Genomic DNA, 19,788 nt, shown 5'->3' with positions numbered 1-19,788 from the left:
ACCTCAGCAGGCGCGGCGGTCGACCGTCGCACCCACCTGCCCCGCAGCATTACCAGGCTCAGCAGAAGACAAACGTTGATCAGGCACTTCGTGTCATTCGCCGACCAGCGCGTGTGTGTGTCAATGCCCGAATGGGAACACTTTGATCATGACCGAACCGCGGAACCACGATCTGGCAGTGCGGATGGCCGAGCTCGCGCGCGCGGCCGCTGCGCCGCGCACCGTCGAGGAGGTGCTTGGCGATGTCACCGCCGCCGCCAAGGAGCTGATCCCCGGGGTTGACAGCGCCGGAGTGCTGATGATCGGCAAGGGCGGTAAATGGGACTCGTTCGGCGCCACCTCGGACCTGCCACACCAGCTGGACGAACTGCAGATGAAGTACGGCGAGGGGCCGTGCGTCGAGGCGGCGCTCGACGAGGTGATCGTGCGCACCGACGATTTCCGCACCGAAGAACGCTGGCCGCAGTACTCGCCCGAGGTGGTTGAGCTCGGTGTTCTCAGCGGGCTGTCCTTCAAGCTGTACACCGCCGCCCGCACCGCAGGCGCGCTCAACCTGTTCGCGTTCAAGCCGCACGCGTTCGACGGGGAAGCCGAGACGATCGGCATCGTGTTGGCGGCCCATGCGGCGGCGGCGATCCTGGCCAGCCGCGAGGGGGAGGAGCTTCAGTCGGCACTGTCCACCCGCGACCGCATCGGTCAGGCGAAGGGCATCATCATGGAGCGCTATGGCGTCGACGACGTCCGTGCCTTCGAGATGCTGCGCCGCCTGTCGCAGGACAGCAATACCAAACTCGTCGATGTCGCCGCGCGCGTGATCGAGACGCGCGGCGACGGGAACCGCTGACTAATTGACAATTCAGATAAATCGCGATGGCGTTCCGGGCAAATAGTCCAAAACAGAATTGAACCGGCTGAATGTATTTACACTGCCGACAGGTCGGGCTGTAAATGCGTGTGCTTGAAATTCACCGAAAGGCAATTCTTATGTCCGCCATACCGATCAAGAAACAGGCCCAGTTCGCGTTCGCCGCCGCCGCTCTATGTGGGGCCGCACTGCAAGTGGCGCCCACAGCGCAGGCCGCTGACAATTGCACGGTCAAAGGGGACCTGCTGCACATCAACATGGACGGCACGCGCACGACGGTGTTTCCGCAGGCGAACGGGTCGAGCATCGGGCCTGGGGTCGGCACAGCTTCGGGAGGGATCAATCCCACGTACGGAGATGTCACCGGCAGCATCACCGGCCGCGACATCCAATTCACCATCGTCTGGCGCGACAACAAAGGAACCGCCCAATTCAAGGGCACCATCGGCGACGACGGCATCGCCCGCGGCACAGCGACGGGGCCCGAAATACCGTACAACCTGTGGAATCCCGGCCCATGGACGTCGACCGACACGCTCGAGTGCGGGGGCCAGGCAGGCCAGGCGGGCAAGACCGCGACGGTGATCATGGCCACCGATATCTTCGACAAGCCGGACGGCAACGGCACCGAGTACCGGAACGCCAACGGCATTCCGATCGCCAAGCAGCCGGGTCAGGTTCAACTCGTCGAGCCCGAGCTCTGCCGGAGCAACTGGTGCCATGTCGTCGCCCCCGAGGTGCCTGGTGACGCGTGGATCTACATCGGTGATGGTATGGGCACCTTCCCGTGATCGACGACGGCCGAATGGTTCGCGCGACTACGGCGACTCGGCCGCCTCACGGGGTACGACGAGGACGGGCACCGGGCTGTGCCGGATGATCTTGGCGGCGCGAGATCCCAGGAACACCCGGGCAATGGGGCCCGATTCGCTCGATCCGACCACCAGCAGATCGCCGTCTCCCCAGTCGACGTCGTGCAGTGCAGCCTCCCAGTCGCTGCCGTGACCGATCACGACATCGTGACCGCCCGGCTCTGTCGAGTCGCCAAGCACTCGGTGCGCCGACTCCTGGATGTTCGTAGTCCACTCGGCGAGCACGCCCGCCGACTCGGTCCGGAACATGGCCGTCACGGGCGGTGCGTGCTGGACGGCGAACGACGCCAGACGCATTTTCGCGCCGATTTTGCCGGCCAGATCGGCAGCGGTGCGCAACATCGAATCGCAATGTTCGGTGCCGGTGTACGCGACCGTCACGCGGGTGAACTTGGCCGTATCGCCTGATCGAAAACCGCGGGGCGCCAACGCAACCGGGATCGGTGAGCTGTGCAGCAGCCGGTCGGCGACACTGCTCAGCGCGACGTGGCCGAACAGCCCGGCCGCCGACGAGCCGACAGCGATCATGCTGGCCTTGTGCTGCTCGGCCGCCTCAAGCAAGCCGGTGGGAGCCGAGCGAGCCTTGACCGTTGTGAAGGTCGCCGACACGTCGGCGGGCAGTTCGGAGCGGGCCTGGGCCAGCGCACCGTCGGTCATATCGTCGATCTGACTCTGGTAGGCGGCATCCTCCCGGACCAGACCGGGCAGCCACGACCCTGGTGCGACGACACACACGGCGAGATCCTCACCGCTGGAACGGGCCAGTAGGGCGGCGAGGTTCAGCACCGCCTTGCCTTTCCGGTTCGGCGGGTAACCAACGACGATCGTCACGGTTGGTTGCCCTCCGCGGCGAGGCCGACGTGCTCGTCGCGGCCCAGATGAGAGTGGTGGCGCGAGTAGAAGAAGTACCACACGAACGCCACGGCGACCCAGATCAGGAACACGTAGATCGTGATTGGCCGCAAGTTATAGACGATCCACAGCGCGCCGGCGATCGACAGGATCGGGGTGACTGGATACAGCGGAACCTTGAAGCTGCGCGGCAGGTCGGGCGCCCGCTTTCGCAGCACCATCACGCCGATCGAGACGGCGATGAAGGCCACCAGCGTTCCGATACTCGTCATCTCGGCGAGGAAGTTGATCGGGATGAGGCCGGCCATAAGGCCGATGACGCAGGCGACGATGACCGTGTTGTGGATCGGGGTCAGCGTGCGCGGATTCACCCGGTGGAAGATCTCGGGGATCATGCCGTCACGCGACATCGCGAACAGGATGCGGGTCTGTCCGTAGATCGACACCAGGGTCACGCTGAAGATCGAGATGATCGCGCCCGCCGCGAGCACGGTGCCCGGCCACGATGCACCCACGACGTTCTCGAGGATCTGGGCCAGCCCGGCTTCCTGACCGTCGAACTCCTCGGTCGACTGGGCCGCCACCCCGACGAGCGCCGTCAGCACGTATAGAAGTGTGACGGTGCCAAGCGCGATCATGATCGCGAGCGGGAGGTTTCGCCTCGGGTTTTTTGCTTCCTCGCCCGCGGCGGCGACGCTGTCCAGGCCGACAAAGCTGAAGAAGATGACGCCAGTTGCGGCCGTGATGCCTGCGAAGCCGAACGGGGCAAAATTGTCCAGGTTGTCAGCATTCCAGCCCTGCACACCGATGACGATGAACATGATCAGCACCGCGATCTTGATGACGACCATGACGGCGTTGGTCTTCGCCGACTCGCTGACGCCGCGGATCAACAGCATGGCGCACATGATGATCAGGATTACCGCAGGCAGGTTGATGATGCCGCCCTGTTCCGGCGCGTTCGACAGCGCCTCGGGTATCTGGACACCGAAGACGTTGCCGATGAACTGGTTGAGGTACTCCGACCAGCCGACCGCGACCGCCGCGCCTGCCACACCCCATTCGAGCAGTAGACAGGCGCCGACCCCCATGGCCACGAACTCGCCCAACGTCGCGTAGGTGTACGAATACGACGAGCCGGCCACCGGTACTGCCCCCGCGAGTTCGGCGTAGCACACCGCGGTCAGCCCGGCGACGAGTCCGGCAAGCAGGAACGAGAAGATCACCGCCGGTCCCGCCAACGGCACCGCCTGACTGAGGATGAAGAAAATGCCGGTGCCGATCGTGCCGCCGATGCCGATCGCCGAGAGGCTCCACAAACCGATCGTGCGTTTGAGCTCACTGGTTCCGGTGTCGGCGCCGGTTTCGGCGGCCATCTCCGCCACCGGTTTACGGCGCAAGACTTGTTCACGAAGTGCTGTCACGGGCTCCTCCTTGGGTCATCACGATCATTACGCAGCAGACGCGATCGCTGCGCTGGAATCGAGAAGGTGACCCTTGGAGGGGGCTAACCCATGGTCGCGGGCATCAGGCCGCCCCGGTCGAATCCTTCGAGCCGTTGTCGCCGTTGTCGGTGGAGGATTTCGCGCCAACCGTGTCGGCGCGATGCTTGCCGACGTAGGAGCCCTTGGAGGCTTCTTTGATCGCCGTGATGGCGTCCGAGACGGGGTTGTTGTCGTTGGCCTTGGCGGCGTGACGGGCTGGCGTCGTCGAACCGGCGGCCGTGTCCTTGGTGTCTTTGTGGTCGGCGACGGTTGAGTTGGTCGCGACGGTTGAGTTGGTTACGGCGGTTGACGCCTTGAGCTTGGGCGTGTTGTCCGCCGGTGCGGTGGCAAGGGCGTTGTTGGCAGACAGCGTGCTGGCGCCGAAGTCGCTCGCAAGCTTCTGGATGGCCGCGACGTCGGTGGCGATGATCTTGCCCGGGGTGGCTGCCAGGTTGGTGAGCGCGGTCTGCTCGGTGGCCAGGGCGGCGTTGATCGCGGTGGTGGCCGAGGCGGACGTCAACGTGCCCGCCACGAGCTGGCTGTACAGGACGTTGGGCAGCGCCTGAAGGCTGGTGGACCCGCCGCCGCCCGTTCCGTTGCCGCCGCCGGCCGCGCCCGCGAGCGCGTTGAGCGCTGTGACGAAGTTCTGCAGCGGCAGGCTTGCAACGTTGACGGCATCGACAACGATGGCGCCGGTGTCACCCTGTGTGACGGCCGCCACCGACTCAAGGCCGGGTTCGACGGAGGTGGTCTTGGCGGTGAGCGACGTGGCGTTCGAAGTGCCGAAAAGTGCGCTGAGGGCTGCGATGTCGGTGGCGATGATCTTGCCCGGGGTGGCTGCCAGGTTGGTGAGCGCGGTCTGCTCGGTGGCCAGGGCGGCGTTGATCGCGGTGGTGGCCGAGGCGGACGTCAACGTGCCCGCGACGAGCTGGGCATACAAGACGTTGGCCAGGGCCTGGAGGCTGGTGGACCCGCCGCCGCCCGTTCCGTTGCCGCCGCCGGCCGCGCCGGCGAGCGCGTTGAGGGCGGTGACGAAGTTCTGCAGCGGCAGGCTCGCGACGTTCGCGGCGTTTACCAGTACGTCCGACGCGGCCGTCAGCTCGACGGGACGCACGACGGGGGTCTTCGCCTCTGGCGTGGCGGCGGCGGCGACGGGAGTGACCGACGTGGATGCCGCTACGCACACCGTGCAAACCCCGGCAAGCAACGACGCGGACTGGCGAACCTTCACGGCAACTCCCGATTCCTAAGAAGCACAACAGGTTTGACAGGCGCACAGTATCCATGGCGCCGCCGAATCTCCACCTACGGAAATCGGTGCGCACGTGCCTGAGCAGCAGGAACCGAGGACTCCCAGCGAACGTATCCGAACTTTTCAGTTGCGGTCTGTCTGGCGTTCGCCTGCGCGCTCGTTGCCGGCAGCCGACTCCGAAGGTTGCGTCCGGGTCGAGTCCGGCGCGATCTCTCCTACGACGGGTTCGGCGGCATCATGTTTGCGCCGGCAGCGCGGGCCGACCGCACCCGGTCCGCCTCAGCATTTGCCGTACTGGCGCGCGCGTGTATGTAATGCCGCAGTGCAGGTTGAGATTCTGGGTGAAGCCCGAGCCGACGTCGCGGCGTTCGCGACGGCGATGGCCGTTGCGGCGTGCGGTGTCGGGTGCCCGATTTGGAGGTCCCGGTGACAGTCAGCTACGACGACGACAGCGCCGCTAACGTTGCGCAAGCGGCGTACTTTCGGGTTGAGCTACACGCCCAACGCAGGCTCCTGCTGCACGAGATCGGGAAGCGGCAGGCGCTCATCGACCGCCCATCCGACGCCGCCCGCCGGCAACGCGCCTCGGTGCATAGCGCCGAAGCCGAGCTCCGCCATCTGGACCGCTTGATCGGCAGGCTCGACAACCGCTTTCCAGCCGGTGACTCCTAGGCGGAGGAATCGTCGCTCGAGTCGTCCTCTTCGGAGTCATCCTCGCTCGAGTCCTTCGAGTCCTTCGAGTCCTTCGAGTCCTTCGAGTCCTTCGAGTCCAGCTTGTCCGCGTGCTTCGTCAAGAGCGCGGCCAGATCGCGTGCTTCGTCAACTTCCAACACGTCTTCGGATACGCGTTCGTTGCTCTCGTCGAAACGCTCGAGGGTGATGACGTTGTCCTTAGTGCCGACATCCCAGCGACTGCCTTCTTCACGACCCATTTTGATGCTGCCTTCCCGGACGAATCGACATTGATACATGCGAGTACCCAGCTGCGCGAGGAGGGAACCGGCGCATGGGGGACCGGTTGGCCGTCGGGGCCGCCGAGAGCATCGGCGATGACGTCGTTTCGGCCGGATCAAACCAATGTGAAGCTGTCGACCGTCGCCGCACGCCTCGGTCGCTGACATGCCGAAGCTGCCGAAAGTTCTCCCGGACTACGCGCACCCGTCGATCACTGCCTTATGAGCCGGTCAGACTCCGGTCCCGAATAAGGCAACCGGCCACGACGGATGGGCCGCAAATATTACGTCCTCGGTCATTTCGCGCAATAGAACGACAGCCAAGGCATGGGCGCACGCGATGTGGGCAACCTCCGTCTCGTGGATTCCACCGACACACCGAGCGCCCGGTGCCCGATCTGTGGCGGACCAGCCGATGAGGCTGAGGTGACAGTCGAGTTCTGGCGCGGAGGGGTCGAACCGATCACGATCTTGGCGTGTAACGACGTCACCTGCGAAGCGCATCACGCGACGGGCTAGGCGTCATCGAAACATTCGCCAGACCGCCCGGGTGACCGTGAAAATACGACAGCGGCTTGCCGCTGGCGGCACCAATTTCCGCATAGCCCAGAATTCGCCGGTCACGGTGTTTCACTGTGTGGTCTAGAAAAGCCTGTCACTCATTTCATAACCTCTTCCATGAAAATTGCACCGCAATTACCGATTCGAATGAAAAGGCCGATTTGCTACACTGCGAGCGTGAAGCTTGCCTTCATTATCTTGGCCGCCACCGTATTGATCTATGCGGCATTCATTCTTGTGCTGCTCCTCATGGGGCGCCGCGAAGACGCCCGGGCGTGGGGCGGTCTCATTCCCGACTGCATCGTGCTTTTCAAACGACTGCTCGGCGAAAAGTCCATACCCGTTCGCACCAAACTGCCCATCGTGCTTTTGATTGGCTACCTGGCTTTACCCTTTGATATCGTGCCGGATTTCATCCCCGTTGCGGGTCAATTGGACGACGCCATCATCGCGGCGTTGGTGTTACGAATGGTGCTGAATAACAGCGGCGAAGCAATGATTACGAAACACTGGCCCGGTCCGGACAAATCGCTGCAGCTCCTGTTAAGACTGGCTAATGGTCGCCGCCCAATTGCCTCTGAAGGCAAGGAGTAATCCTCACCAATTGCAGCACCTCGTATATGACAGGGTGTCGTGCTTTTGCTGGTGAAGATCAACGACAGGGAATTCTCAGCCTGACGCGCAGCTCCCGGCCAACCATGCCGGGCTCGCCGGCCGAAACGTACGTCGGCCTTCGACGATCATTAAGCGCTGACAGTCGCGGCGTCCGCGGTCTCCGGGTGCACCCCGGGAAGTAAGCCGCCAGGCGAGGTGGGGCGATCGTGAAGCAGTACTCGTCCGGTCGATGCACTGCGAAATGCCCGGTGCCGCCGAGGCGCATGCCGGTCACTTCGGCGGGCAAACCGCTCCTGAGCGACCGCACTCTTCGCTTGTACTTGAGGCGTGTCGCACGCCGTGGCCGAATCGCGGTCAGGAAGCGCGAGTCTGTGGATGGCCCGCAGCGTGGAGAGGTACTGGCGTCCCAGCGAACCCGTGTTATAAGGGATTCCATACCTCTCACAAAGTGGCCGCACCCGCGTAGCGATCTCGGCGTAGCGATTGCTCGGGAGATCGGGGAACAAATGGTGCTCGATCTGATAACAAAGGTTGCCGCTCGAAAAGGCAAGCAGCGGGCCGGCTTTGAAGTTCGCCGCACCCAGCACTTGCCTCAGGTACCACTCCGGTCGGGTCTCCTTTTGCAGGACGTCGGGGGTGAACTTCTGCGTACCGTCAGGAAAGTGCCCGCAGAAGATGACCACGTAGGTCCAAAGGTTGCGCAGCAGGTTTGCGGACGCGTTCGCCATCAGCGTTCGACGCCATCGAGACCTGCTGAGCAGCGGGAAGACGACGTAATCCTTGAGCGATTGGCGGACGATCTTGTCGATCAACGCCCTCACCTGGGTGACTTTCTCGGCTCGATTGCGCTCTAGGTCGATACCATGCAGGGCGATACCCCATTCGAATGTCAAGGCCAGCAACAGGTTTTGCAGCGGCTGCAAAAGGTACTTACGCTGCCAGGGCTGGTCGCGGCTCACCCGCATCACACCGAAGCCGAGATCGTCGTCCATGCCGAGCACGTTGGCGAAAACATGATGGCGGTAGTTGTGCGAGAACCTCCACTGCGACGAGACAGCCGCCATGTCCCATTCCCAAGTCGTCGAATGGATCTCTGGGTCGTTCATCCAATCCCATTGGCCATGGGACACGTTATGGCCAATCTCCATGTTCTCCACGCTTTTTGCAGATGCCAGCGCCGCGGTGCCCAGTGCCCAGCCGACTTTCGCTCGGCTGCCGGCGATGAGTAGACGCGCACCGGCCTCGAGGATTCGGTGGAATCCGATAGTCCGGCGGATGTAGGCGGCGTCGCGTGCGCCGCGCGAGTCCTCGACGTCGCGGCGAATCAGGTCAAGTTCGTCGCCGAAGGCCTGGATGTCGGAGGGGCTTAGATGTGTATATACAGCGATATCAGTGATGGCCACTTGGGATCCTCGATCGATCAAAATTGCGGCCCGCGATTTGGACCGGTGAGACCGAGGTTCAGGGGGCAACCGGTCGACCATGCTGATCGTCCGGGGCCGCAGCGTAACGGCAGTCAACTCTATTGTACGCGGCGCTTGGGCTACGCTCCGTTCTGCGGATCTTGTGGTGCCGATGGGGCTGAACGGCACGGGTTTGAGCATCGCTGCTCGTGGCATCGGCGCGCCTACGTAGTCAACAGATCTGTTGTGACCGTTGCCTTCTGCGGCTTCTAGATTGACGGCGCCCGTTTCGTGGGTGACACACGAGGTGAGTTTGCCGATAGCGCTCATAGCGTGCAGGAACACCACGGTGGTGCTTCTCGGCTCCCAGCGCTGCGGCTGCGCGCGCCTCACCTTCGGCTCCGATGATTTTCGCGCGTTTCTCCCGTTCGGCTTCGGGTGTCACAGCGAGTTTCATGCCGTCTGGCAACTACACACCGACGGCACACCCGCCTCACCGCCGATGATCAAACGGCTGGACCGCCCCGGGCACCCCAGTTACTGCGCCATGGACCGCAGAGACGATTGAAGAGAGACGGCGGCGATGCGACGATTTGCGTTCATCTGCGCGGAGTACATATGGATGGCGAGTGTTGAGGAGGGCAGAACCGATGAGCGAAGTGGGCCGACGCGGGGATCCTGCGTCGCGGCGGGTGATCGACGTGGCGATCGGGATTCTGATGGGACTGCGCGGATGTTCCGAGCAGCAGGCGTTCGACGAACTCGTCGCCGCTGTGCATCACACCGGTGTCGGCCCGGGCGCCCTGGCTGAAGGCTTGGTGGGTCTCGTCGACGGCTCGCAGGCCCCGTCCCCCCACCAGTCGGCGGCGATCGGTCGGTGGGGCGATTTGATGGGACATCGGGTGAGCGTGCGGAACGGAGCCGCCGACTAAGGACTCCACGGCCCGGACGCTAAATGTGGTGTGAACGCGTGACGCAGTCAACGGGACCGACCGTCCTGAGCGGCGATATACGCCGATCCGAACGTTGTTCGACGCCGCGTTGTTCGAGCGGTTGCACTTGCACCCGCACTGGTAGCCGGTCAGCGTGCCGTGTCGTGGATCGGCGGGGTTCGACGTGCTGTAGGAGAACGGCAGGCGCGGCCTCTAGGCGGTTCGGTTCAACTGGCTGGAGATGCGATAGTGGGGCGCCTTCCGACGGACGTCGGATGGCCGCTGTCCGAAGCGGTCCGTGAACGCGCTGGAGAAGTAGGCGCTGGACCGAAATCCGCAGCGCGCCGAAATGTCAGCGATGGTCATCGTTGCGAATGACGGCTGCTCCAACATGTTTCGCGCCGCGTCCAGTCGTCGGCCGAGCACATATTGCGGAACGGTCGACGCCGCGCGGGACATGATCCGTGACAGGTGGCGTGGGCTGATCCCCACTGCCTGCGCGATCTTTGTCGCACACAGTGACGGATCGCTCAGCCGACTATCGATGAACGACCGGGCGACTGCCAAATACGATGAGAAATGCGGTTCGGCGTCAGGGCTGCACGTCGCGCCGACCAAACGCAATAGCTCGCCTTCGTCGGGCACGTGCTTATCGGTCGGGCGAAGGACCTGCCTCATCTGTTGCGCCAACGATGCGGCGATCGCGCCGTGTCTGGAGGAGAACGACTTGAACATCGGTGCTTCGACATACGTCAGCCCGCTGTGCTCGTGAAATGCCTGTCTGGACACACCAAGCAAGAACTCGACGAATCCCGCCGAGTACCCGCCGAGGAACGGCTGGTCAGCGTCACACACCACAAGGTGACCTGGCCGCAGTGTCCGAATTCCATCGTCGAGAAATATGAACGCTTCTCCGGCCAACACGAATTGCAGAACGATTGCGTCTGCCGGACATTGACGAATCTTCTTGGGGTGGCGCTCGATTACGATTGGTTTCGCGGTCTTGACGTGCGCTATATGAGTATGAGCCAGTTGCAGGTTGATTGTCGCGGCTTCGAATTCCGTCGGCTGCACGGATCGGCACCGCAGATTCGCGAGCGCATCTGAAAGGTATTGCTGCCACGAGGCGACGCGTTGTTCAGGCGGAAGTCCGGCGGTGCTGAAGTTGGTGGTGCTCACCGATTCGGTCACCGTTCGCCTCCTTCACCTCGAGGACGCTGCCTGGAGACGATGCGCCACTGCAGTTCTGCGCCGGCTCTGACGACTACACGTCCTCCTCTTGAAGCTGGCGCCAACCACATCGTCCGCCTGGATTGATCGGAGAACCTGAAAGAAGGCAGGTAGTCACCTGAGAACTGGGCCGCGGCCAAAAGGGGGGACGAGGAGAGGGCGCGGGCGGCGACATCGGCAGCCTGCTCTGCCATTCCGTTGCTCTTGTATGCGCTGTGTGCAGCCCGCCTGAGGCCACCACCGCAGACTGGATCGCCCGGTGCGCATAGTTCGATGGTCTTTGCCGAGCACAGCTTCCCGATCGTCGCCGGTGGAGCACTGCGGTCGACGAGATCCAGGAAGCCGTTCGACGGCTTTCCGAACAGTGTCACGGCTGCGACGTGCGGGGCGATGGCCGCAGGCATGGGTCCGCTGATGACGGCGGGCAAGACGTTCTTGCCGTCAAGGCGAGAGTTGAGAGCGTCGATGAACGCCTGCCCGGTGTCGCCGACGCCTGGCGCTTCGAAGGTGCCGCGGGCGAACACCGCCTCGGCGTAGGGACAGGACGGATCCGATTCGGCAGTCGCCGTTGCCATGGCGTGCGGCCAGGTGTCGGCGGCGACGCAGATGACTACGGCGGCAATGCCGCGCAGCATCCAACGTCGGTGTTTGTTGTCGGGTGCGGTGATGGTGCGCATGGTGGCTTTTCACTGACCGGCGTGCGGGGTTTCAGCGGCCCGCACGCCGGTCACGACGTTCTTGTGAGTCGAAGTGGCTCAAGCGGATTCGGCAATCAAAACGATCAATCGGATCTGTCGACCGTTCGTCGTCGCTCAGAAACCCTTCTGCGCGAGCCATTTCAGGACGACGTGGGCCACGTCGCTCCAACCGCTGTCGATGGTCAGTGAGTGTCCGCGCCCTTCGAAGACGTGCAGGTCGGTTTCTCCGGGGCCTTTTTCGTACAGGGCGAAGACTTCTTCCGTCACTTTGAGCGGGACGGTGTGGTCGTCGCTGCCCGACGTGAGGAGTAGCGGGCCACGGTCGGCCTTGTTGGTGTCGACCTTGGCGGGTGAGTGGCGTGAGAAATTCGCGGCGGCACCTTGGAACAGCGGCTTGCCCGGGCCGGGGATGGTCCATTTGGCATGCAACGCATCGGATTCCTCTTCGGTCAGCATGTTGCCGAAGGCGTAGCGAAACTGCTCCGGGGTGAGCCCGACGGTGCGGTGCCGGTTGGCGGGGTTGCCGAGAACCGGGAAGGCCGAGCGTATTTGTGCGAACGGGAGTGCTTTGACTCCCTTGATCTGCGCCGGGTCGATGCCGACGGCGGCTGCCGCGAGATCGTTGGCGAGGAGCTCCTGGGCGATGAGGCCGCCGAAGGAGTGGCCGATCACGATGGGTTTGACCTCAGGGGCACCGATGATGCGGGAGTAATGGTCCACCAGCATCTCGATGTCGACGTCGTTCAGCGCGTCGGGGTTCGCCCGGGTCGCCTCGACTGTCGGGGCGTCACCGGGCCAGCCGGGAGCCGACGCACGATAGCCGTGCTGGCCGAAGAGCTCGATCCACGGGTGCCAGGAGGCGGAGTGGATCCACAGTCCGTGGATGAAGATGACGGGGTTGATGTTCGTCGGTGCGGTCATGAATGTCTCCTGGGATTGTCGTCGAAGTGGCCAGCTGCAACGGATTTGCAGTAGCTCCGCGGTGGCGTATTGCCAGTTGTTGACGCGACGGGCGTGAACCGTTGCCGTCGATGCGATTGTGTGGCCCGCGAAGCGGAAACCGGTGGCCACAGGGGCGAACTGGTCCGGAACCCGAAAGAATGGCGGATTTCTAGAACTGCGTCCCGAGAGCGCGGGCGCGCGTCCACCTAGTTCAAAAGTCACAGTCGCGACGACCGCGTGAGCCTTGTCCTGACCCCGTGAACCAACACGTAAACGCCCGGCTCGAGCTGTCGTTCTCGCTGATGTCTGGAGCGAGGCTGATAATTGATGACGCCCACACGAATAGGATGTGGGGTTGGTGGACGAAAATTGGGACAGCATCGCCGGCTGGTATGCCGAGCTCGTGCGTAATTCATCGCCGATGCATGAATGGTCTCGAGACATTCTCCTAAGTGCGCTACCGGCCAACCTTGCCGGGCTGCACATCCTCGACGTCGGCTGCGGAGAAGGCATCGTCACCCGGGCCCTCGCTAACCGCGGCGCTCACGCGGTTGGTATCGATCCCACGCGGTTATTAATCACCCACGCACAAGCACTCGAAGAATCTCAACCAACCGGTGCCCTATACCGAGACGACGATGGCCTGACACTGTCGACGGTCACTAACGACTCGATGGACGGAGTTACCGCCGGGCTCTCGCTGAACAACATTCCCGATCTCCGTCGCGCGGTCTCGTCTATCAGACGTGTGCTCAAACCCGGAGGCTTCCTGGCGTTCACCGTGCCCCACCCCTGTTTCGATGCACCGAACAGCAGCTCCGTGACCACGGAAAGTGGGCAACGCCGTGTGATCGGCGACTACCTAAGCCAAGGCTTTTGGAGGTCGACGCACCCACAAAGTGTCCGCCGAGCGGGCAACTACCATCGACTGCTCTCCACCTACCTCTCTGTTGTCATCGATCACGGATTCGTGCTCCAACTCTGTGACGAGCCAGCGCCCAACAACAGGGTGAAGACCGAGAATCCACAGCGGGCGGGGCTTCCGCCCTTCTTTCTTGTCCGCGCGGCTTCTCCTCTCCTCTGATCAAACACGGTCTTCGACAGTGACAGGCATCAGATGCACGCCGCTGCAGTCTCGAAAACAAGGATGCTGGCGACACCTTCCGGGCGCCGGATTACGGGCGCCATATCGTCGACGAACTTCGCCGCGGCTTTGACGTGGGCAGCTACGGTTTAACTGAAAGGTACAGTGTGGCAATGGATGTCCGGCCGAATGACTACGACGGTTTCGCCGAGGCTTATGCGGCGGAGAACGAGAACAGCCTGGTGAACGCATACTACGAGCGTCCCGCGATGTTGGCTCTCACCGGCGACGTGGCCGGCCACCATATCCTCGACGCCGGCTGTGGGTCGGGCCCCTTGGCCGCTGCGCTGCGAGACCGTGGCGCAGTCGTTACCGGTATCGACTCCAGTGTCGAGATGCTGGCGTTAGCCAGGCGGCGACTTGGTGAGGATGTGGCGCTGCAGGTGGTGGACCTACGCGATCCTCTGCCGTTCGGGGATGAAACATTCGACGACGTAGCGGCGTCGCTGGTGTTGCACTACCTGGAGGACTGGGGGCCGACGCTGGCCGAGTTGCGGCGAGTACTCAAGCCCGGCGGCCGGTTGATCGTGTCGGTGGAACACCCTGTTATCGCATACATTATTCAGGAACCGTGGCCCAACTATCTTGCAACGAACAGCTATTCGTTCCACTGGACGTTTGACGGGCAGACCGTGCCGATGACGTTCTGGCGCAGGCCGCTACATGCAATGACCGACGCCTTCGCCAGCGCCGGTTTCCGCCTCTCGCGAATCAGCGAGCCGCAACCAGACCCGGCCGCGAGGGAGTTGTTCCCTAACGATTTCGAAGCCCTTTCGACCCAGCCGAACGTCTTATTCTTCGTGGTTGAGGCAGTGCCTCCGTCGCTGCTCGCAACCTTCTAGGAACCGCACAGATGGGCGGCTCGTGGCCGTTGAGGTGGCGCTGGCCGCTGGTTCTCTCGATCGAGTGACGTGGCGTGAGAGAGTGAGGTGATGGGGGACGCTTTCGGTCCAGTCCCGCGTTCTTCGTTTCTTCGCTACTGGTCGGCTTCCGCGATCAGTTCGTTCGGTTCGCCGGTGACGGCAGTCGCGATGCCGGTACTGGTGGTCCAGTTCCTTGGTGCCTCACCGTTTGAGGTCGGCGTCGTGAACGCAGCTCAATTCGCGCCCTATGCGGTGCTTGGGCTCATCGCTGGCGTGTACACCGATCGGTGGCGCCGCAAGCCCGTGTTGGTGTGGGCAAGCGTGGGGCGTGCACTCTGCCTGGGTGCGATCCCCGTCCTGTGGCTCGTTGGGCAATTGCAGATCTGGATGTTGGTCCTCGCGCTGCTGTCGTTTGGCACCTTCTCCGTCTTCGGATTCGCCGCCACTCAATCATTACTTCCCCGTCTGGTGCCCCGAGTGCGACTGGTCGCGGCCAACGCCCGCCTCGATCAGGCTGACGCAGCCGCCCAAACGCTTGGACCAGCGATTGGCGGCGGACTCGTCGGGCTGTTGGGGGCCCCTGCGGTGATCGTTATCGACGCGATCAGCTACCTCGTCGATGCGGCACTTAACGCGAGCATCCGGGTCGACGAGCCCCAGCCCGACTCCCGCACGCGCAACCTTCGCAGGGAGATTCGCGACGGCCTCGGATGGACTTATCGCCACCGCACGCTTGGCCCTTTGGCGGTATCGACGCACATGTGGTTTCTCGCCAATGGCGCTGCGCTGACGGTGCTTTCGCTTCTTGCTTTGCGCTCGCTGGGGTTTACTGCCTTTGCGTTCGGGATGCTGCTGACCGTCTTCGGTATCGCGAGCCTGCTCGGCGCCTCGATTGCCCCCTGGTCGGGCGACCGAATCGGATCGGGACGGGTGATCATCCTCGCGCGTATCGCGTTCCCGATCGCATGGGTGATTGTGACACTCGCCCCTGCGACTGGCGTCGGCCATGGCTTTTTGTTCGTCGCGCTGGCTCTGCAAGGCCTTGCCGCCGGCGTGGAGAACTCCAACGATATGGGCCTCTGGCAGGCGCTGACCCCGGACGAGCTGCTCGGCCGTGCGAACGCCACCAGACGCTCGGTCAATCGCACGATGGCTGCACTGGGAGCCCTCGTTGGCGGCCTGTGCGTCGGGCTGATCGGTGAGCGTCTCACGCTCATCGGTGTGATCGTCGCGTTCGCCGCCGCCGCAGTCATTGCAGCATCATCGCCGCTCCGAGGGACAACCGGCAATGCGTAACCCGACCTGCGAAATCGACAGGCCATCACTGATCACCGCCAACACGGCCTGATACCGCTGCTCGGCCACGCTCAACTCCCTCATATCGGCAGTGTCAAGGATCAACCGAAGTAGATGTAAAGCATCAGCCGAAACACTGTCAGCCATCAACCGACATAAAACGTCAAGCACCAGCCGACGGCATACATCACAAAAGTGCCCCCGGCAGGATTTGAACCTGCGACACGGCTTTGGACTTCTAGATTCTTGCGGGTGCGCGATCCTTCGCGATTTCTGGGCCTGAGCTGCAAGCCTGACTTCAGGTGCAAGCTGAACGATACGGGTTTGATCTCGATGAATCTCGACACACTCGATGAAAAGCGATGGGCGAAGCCCGACTGCCGCCAACAACATGCGGAGCGCTGAAGCGCTACAGGCTTACTGGCCGGCAATCTCCTTTGCGTTGCTCGCTAGCGCTTCTGGAGTGGTGAATTGATAATCCTGCCCGTTGATCCGGACGGTGGGTGTCGAGGTGATGCCCGTTGCGTCCGCTAGATTCTTCACCATCTGTGAGTAGTCGTCGCCGTTGACGCAGTCGGCCACGTCAGCGCCGGCCTGGCGCGCAGTCTCGGCTAGCTGCGTGTCTGTTGGAAAGGTGGGCGAGTTTTCGCTGGGCTGTCTGGCGTACAGCGCTCCATGGAATCGACGAAATGCGTCCGTCGAAGTGTCTGCGACGCAATAAGCCGCGCTTCCGGCGCGAGACGAATAATTCTGGTTCTGCGGCCGGTCCAGGATTGCCACCATGTAGTAGTCCACCGCCACGGTCCCAGCGTCGATCAGCTCATTGACGGTTGGGCCGAACTCCTGCTCGAAACTCGCGCAGTGCGGACACAAGAAATCTTCGTAGAGCGACACCACGACCTTTGGCTCCGTGCTGCCCTCCTTCGTGATGAGGCTGCTCGAGGTCACCCGGATCGATTTCGCATGATCGGCTGCGGCAGCAGGCTTCTTATCGCCGGACGACATCACGATGCAAATCACCAGCACGACGGCAACCACGACCACAGCTGCCGTGAGACCGACCTGAATGATCAGAGTGCGCTTGCGGTCATCTGCACTGGCGTTCAAGCCGCTTGATGGTCTCTGAGCGTCCACCCCGCCAGCCTAGGACGAGATCCGCGTGTGGGATCTTCGCTCACCACGCATTGAATCGTGTCTGGACGGTCCCTGTCCGACCTGTCGATATGCCTGCGGTTCTATGGCTTGCCTTGGCAGAAGCGGATCGTGTTGGAGAACGGGTCGATGACTTCCATGGTGGGTCCGCCGGGGGAATCGGCTTCGATACCGGGACTGATGCGGTCGTATCCCGTGGCGTGGAGTCCTTTGTACAAGGCCGTGACGTCGCTGACCGGTACCCACACGGTCGAGCCAGCGGTCCCGTCGCCGTGGTGTTCGGAGAGGTCGAGGACGAATTGGTCTCGGCGCAACCGCGTGTAGAGGATTGATTCTGCGTAATCGAACCGGTGTTCCCATTCGATGGTGAAGTGCAGGTAGTCGATGTAGAACTCGCGGGCGCAGGTTTCGTCGAGGCTTCGAAGCACGGGCACCGGCGCGCGCATGCGCGCCGCCTCAACAATTGGAAACAGACGCAAGGCGACACGGACCGGCTGACACCAGATGGCGACTTCGGCCAGAACACATTGCAGGCCGTGCACGTTTTCCAGGCGGCGATGGGCCCTGTTGTCGACGGCAAGGTTGGCAACGAAACCTGGAAACAAACCCTGGGTTACCTCGTATCCGATCCGGACGAGCCGATCCCGGTGACGGCAGAGTTCGACGGCGGTACGGACTGGGCACAGGATCTCCGTCGGACGCTGACGACGGCACTGACGCAGCTGGCACACATGCCAGCAGCCGTAACGGCTGAGCAATCTCTGAGTGACGCCGGCGTGCGGTTCATTGCAGGCTTCGAAGGGTTTAGGTCTCGCCTCTATAACGATCCCGGTGGCCATTGCATGATTGGCTATGGACACCTCGTCCATCACGGTCGGTGTAATGGCAACGAGCCAAACGAATTCAAGCAAGGGATTTCTCAAGAGCGGGGGTTGGAGCTGCTGGGGCTGGACGCCGATGTCGCGGAACGTGCCGTAAACCAACGGGCTCGGGTAGTGCTCAGTCAATCTCAGTTTGACGCGCTGGTGAGTTTTGTTTTCAACGTCGGTACCGGCGCCTTCGGCGGATCGACGCTGTTGCGCCGGCTGAACGGGGGAGAATACGACGCTGTGCCATCCGAGCTCATGAGGTGGGTTAATTCCGGCGGTGCACAGCAACCCGGCCTGGTCCGGCGCCGTCGGGCCGAAGGCGTCCTCTTCTCGCAAGGAAGCTACTGGGATGTCGATGTGCGTGCCGACGCCGATATCTCAGAGGGGCCGTACGCCATTGTCGATGTGCCTGCCGACGCCGATATCTCGGAAGTCGAACGGAACGACGGCAGCGCAGAGAAGCCTGGCGCCGGCCAATCTTCGACGTAGTCGCCGGCGTCGACTTGAGCCTGGCGCACCCACGCACCAACGGCTGATCTGGCCTTGGCATCGTTAGTTACCGGTCGGGGTGATCCGCTTCGGTACCGACTTCGTCTTAGGCCTATGGCGCGGTCAGCGCAACATCCCGCGGTTCGGGTGAATCAGCGATGGAGATTGGCGACGAACTGTTGCACGTTGTACGGATTGTGCGTCGTGGTATTCCACTGACTCACCAGAATGATCGCCTGGTCCAGGGTGGAGCCTGGAACGATGTAGCCGCCGTAGTTCTGCGGAACCGTTAGTTGCGTCGCAATAACAGTGACCGGTGTCCACGGCGCCAACACTTGCGTCACATCGTTGGCCACTCGAACTTCGACATTCCCTGTGCTCCAGTTGAATCCGGACACCACCGCCTTGCCTTCGATCAAGCGCAGACTCAACTCGCCAAAGAAGTCATTGCTCAGCGGTGTCGGGGGCACATCCCAACCCCAGTTTGGGCCACCGCCAATGATTCCCCAGGCGCGCCAACTGTTCCGGTCGGTGAAATTCGCCGGCGGGCACCGGTAAAGAAACACCTTTTTATCGCGGGCGAACCCGTCGGCGACGATATACACCCAACCGTCCGGCGCGTGGTAACCACTGATCTGCGTTTGGTTGAAGTCCTGCCAACTGGCGTCCCTCACAGACCCGGGCACGGTGGGCCAACCCCCGTTGTTGGGGTCGATGCGTACCAGACGCGTATCCCTGGGTTGGAGGTCGGCGACCCTTGCCACAAACGCATAGTCGATGCCGTAGACCTGGACGGTACCGGCCGGCAATTGGCTACCGCGTGGCACAGGAAGCTGGGTCTCGGCGTAGAGCGTGTTATTGCCGCCGAACGAGCGGTCGAACTCGATTCTGCTGTTGAGGGTGCCCGGCCGGACATGCAGGCCCATCGATGGGCTCCACGCGCCCTGATAGGCACCGTTGCCCGCGAACGTGTCACCAGCCAGGGCAACCTGCCCGCCGGGAGATATTTCGCATAGGTCGGTGCCCCCCGCACCCAGCGTGCCGGTGACTGAGCCGGTCCCGGCAATCGACCCCAAATTTATGGCGTCGCCTCGGACGGGCCGAGGCAGCTGCTGCAGCTCCAAGTCGGGTATCGCCAACGGCCGGTTGGCTGCGCCTAGACGTCGTTGTGTCGCCTTCTTCGGTGCGGCGCGTCTTGTAGTCTTCTTCGATGCGGTGCCTTTCGTCGCACGGCCCGATGAGGCGGCCTTTTTCATGGCTTTCTTTTCCGGCATGTGATCCCCTTCACCGGTTTGAGAAACGGCAGGTAGACGTCA

19 protein-coding genes and 1 pseudogene are annotated in these 19,788 nt (G+C 62.7%); 9 read left to right on the top strand and 11 right to left on the bottom strand.

All coding sequences use genetic code 11. The features are described 5' to 3' along the window. Positions 1 to 148 precede the first annotated feature (148 nt). Both D6M19_RS01755 and D6M19_RS01750 read left to right on the top strand, forming a co-directional pair. Positions 149 to 844 carry a GAF and ANTAR domain-containing protein gene (locus tag D6M19_RS01755; RefSeq protein ID WP_123023421.1) on the top strand — a complete coding sequence of 232 codons (696 nt, stop codon included), beginning with the start codon at positions 149 to 151 and terminating at the stop codon, positions 842 to 844. A 140-nt stretch (positions 845 to 984) separates the two neighbouring features. Further along, on the top strand, positions 985 to 1,656 hold the full coding sequence (locus D6M19_RS01750) for a hypothetical protein (protein WP_123023420.1): 672 nt from the start codon (positions 985 to 987) through the stop codon (positions 1,654 to 1,656). A gap of 27 nt (positions 1,657 to 1,683) precedes the next feature. Here the strand turns inward: D6M19_RS01750 and D6M19_RS01745 are convergent, their stop codons facing one another. From D6M19_RS01745 to D6M19_RS01735, 3 genes are all read right to left on the bottom strand, one after another. Further along, positions 1,684 to 2,568, bottom strand: a complete 885-nt coding sequence (locus tag D6M19_RS01745; protein ID WP_164478288.1) for a universal stress protein — start codon at positions 2,566 to 2,568, stop codon at positions 1,684 to 1,686. After that, the gene (locus D6M19_RS01740) at positions 2,565 to 4,013 is read right to left on the bottom strand and encodes an amino acid permease (protein ID WP_123023418.1); all 1,449 of its coding nucleotides are present in this window, start codon (positions 4,011 to 4,013) and stop codon (positions 2,565 to 2,567) included. Before D6M19_RS01740 ends, D6M19_RS01745 begins: the two co-directional genes overlap by 4 nt. Before the next feature lie 103 nt (positions 4,014 to 4,116). Next, positions 4,117 to 5,304 (bottom strand): hypothetical protein, encoded by a 1,188-nt coding sequence (locus D6M19_RS01735; RefSeq protein WP_123023417.1) that lies wholly within the window; start codon positions 5,302 to 5,304, stop codon positions 4,117 to 4,119. Between the two features lie 447 nt (positions 5,305 to 5,751). On the opposite strand from D6M19_RS01735, the gene D6M19_RS01730 reads away from it, so the two are divergent. After that, complete coding sequence (locus tag D6M19_RS01730) at positions 5,752 to 5,997, top strand: hypothetical protein (RefSeq protein ID WP_164478287.1); 246 nt, start codon at positions 5,752 to 5,754, stop codon at positions 5,995 to 5,997. Here D6M19_RS01730 and D6M19_RS34530 read toward each other — a convergent pair. Beyond that, positions 5,994 to 6,257 carry a hypothetical protein gene (locus D6M19_RS34530; RefSeq protein ID WP_206428415.1) on the bottom strand — a complete coding sequence of 88 codons (264 nt, stop codon included), beginning with the start codon at positions 6,255 to 6,257 and terminating at the stop codon, positions 5,994 to 5,996. The two genes, D6M19_RS01730 and D6M19_RS34530, sit on opposite strands and share 4 nt — an antisense overlap. 759 nt (positions 6,258 to 7,016) lie before the next feature. Here D6M19_RS34530 and D6M19_RS01715 point away from each other — a divergent pair. Further along, positions 7,017 to 7,433, top strand: coding sequence for a YkvA family protein (locus D6M19_RS01715; protein ID WP_164478286.1), 417 nt, complete (start codon positions 7,017 to 7,019; stop codon positions 7,431 to 7,433). 149 nt (positions 7,434 to 7,582) lie between these two features. Here D6M19_RS01715 and D6M19_RS01710 read toward each other — a convergent pair whose 3' ends face one another. After that, complete coding sequence (locus tag D6M19_RS01710; RefSeq protein ID WP_123023413.1) at positions 7,583 to 8,857, bottom strand: fatty acid desaturase family protein; 1,275 nt, start codon at positions 8,855 to 8,857, stop codon at positions 7,583 to 7,585. A 650-nt stretch (positions 8,858 to 9,507) separates the two neighbouring features. Here D6M19_RS01710 and D6M19_RS01700 point away from each other — a divergent pair. After that, positions 9,508 to 9,789 carry an ANTAR domain-containing protein gene (locus D6M19_RS01700; protein ID WP_123023412.1) on the top strand — a complete coding sequence of 94 codons (282 nt, stop codon included), beginning with the start codon at positions 9,508 to 9,510 and terminating at the stop codon, positions 9,787 to 9,789. A gap of 213 nt (positions 9,790 to 10,002) precedes the next feature. Here the strand turns inward: D6M19_RS01700 and D6M19_RS01695 are convergent, their stop codons facing one another. The 3 genes and pseudogenes from D6M19_RS01695 to D6M19_RS01685 form a co-directional block, all read right to left on the bottom strand. Continuing rightward, positions 10,003 to 10,863, bottom strand: a complete 861-nt coding sequence (locus D6M19_RS01695) for an AraC family transcriptional regulator (protein ID WP_234834667.1) — start codon at positions 10,861 to 10,863, stop codon at positions 10,003 to 10,005. A 305-nt stretch (positions 10,864 to 11,168) separates the two neighbouring features. Then, positions 11,169 to 11,696, bottom strand: a pseudogene (locus D6M19_RS34665) (cutinase family protein); the annotation flags it as partial. A 135-nt stretch (positions 11,697 to 11,831) separates the two neighbouring features. Then, positions 11,832 to 12,638 (bottom strand): alpha/beta hydrolase, encoded by an 807-nt coding sequence (locus D6M19_RS01685; protein ID WP_123023636.1) that lies wholly within the window; start codon positions 12,636 to 12,638, stop codon positions 11,832 to 11,834. Between the two features lie 379 nt (positions 12,639 to 13,017). Between D6M19_RS01685 and D6M19_RS01680 the strand changes: the two genes are divergently transcribed. The 3 genes from D6M19_RS01680 (at position 13,018) to D6M19_RS01670 (ending at position 15,962) form a co-directional block, all read left to right on the top strand. Then, positions 13,018 to 13,743, top strand: a complete 726-nt coding sequence (locus D6M19_RS01680) for a class I SAM-dependent methyltransferase (protein WP_123023410.1) — start codon at positions 13,018 to 13,020, stop codon at positions 13,741 to 13,743. A 134-nt stretch (positions 13,744 to 13,877) separates the two neighbouring features. Beyond that, on the top strand, positions 13,878 to 14,645 hold the full coding sequence (locus D6M19_RS01675; RefSeq protein WP_234834647.1) for a class I SAM-dependent methyltransferase: 768 nt from the start codon (positions 13,878 to 13,880) through the stop codon (positions 14,643 to 14,645). Between the two features lie 90 nt (positions 14,646 to 14,735). After that, complete coding sequence (locus D6M19_RS01670) at positions 14,736 to 15,962, top strand: MFS transporter (protein WP_123023408.1); 1,227 nt, start codon at positions 14,736 to 14,738, stop codon at positions 15,960 to 15,962. A 417-nt stretch (positions 15,963 to 16,379) separates the two neighbouring features. Here D6M19_RS01670 and D6M19_RS01660 read toward each other — a convergent pair whose 3' ends face one another. Further along, positions 16,380 to 17,069, bottom strand: a complete 690-nt coding sequence (locus D6M19_RS01660) for a DsbA family protein (protein ID WP_327389771.1) — start codon at positions 17,067 to 17,069, stop codon at positions 16,380 to 16,382. Positions 17,070 to 17,197: 128 nt separating this feature from the next. Then, positions 17,198 to 17,560 (bottom strand): glyoxalase superfamily protein, encoded by a 363-nt coding sequence (locus D6M19_RS01655; RefSeq protein ID WP_123023406.1) that lies wholly within the window; start codon positions 17,558 to 17,560, stop codon positions 17,198 to 17,200. On the opposite strand from D6M19_RS01655, the gene D6M19_RS01650 reads away from it, so the two are divergent. Continuing rightward, the gene (locus D6M19_RS01650; protein ID WP_123023405.1) at positions 17,465 to 18,472 is read left to right on the top strand and encodes a glycoside hydrolase family protein; all 1,008 of its coding nucleotides are present in this window, start codon (positions 17,465 to 17,467) and stop codon (positions 18,470 to 18,472) included. The genes D6M19_RS01655 and D6M19_RS01650 overlap by 96 nt on opposite strands. Positions 18,473 to 18,624: 152 nt before the next feature. On the opposite strand, the gene D6M19_RS01645 is transcribed toward D6M19_RS01650, so the two are convergent. Further along, positions 18,625 to 19,728 (bottom strand): DUF4185 domain-containing protein, encoded by a 1,104-nt coding sequence (locus tag D6M19_RS01645; RefSeq protein WP_234834666.1) that lies wholly within the window; start codon positions 19,726 to 19,728, stop codon positions 18,625 to 18,627. Positions 19,729 to 19,788 lie beyond the last annotated feature (60 nt).

It is taken from the genome of Mycolicibacterium stellerae, assembly GCF_003719305.1.
Lineage (GTDB): Bacteria > Actinomycetota > Actinomycetes > Mycobacteriales > Mycobacteriaceae > Mycobacterium > Mycobacterium stellerae.
This window is presented reverse-complemented; position numbering and strand designations above follow the sequence as displayed.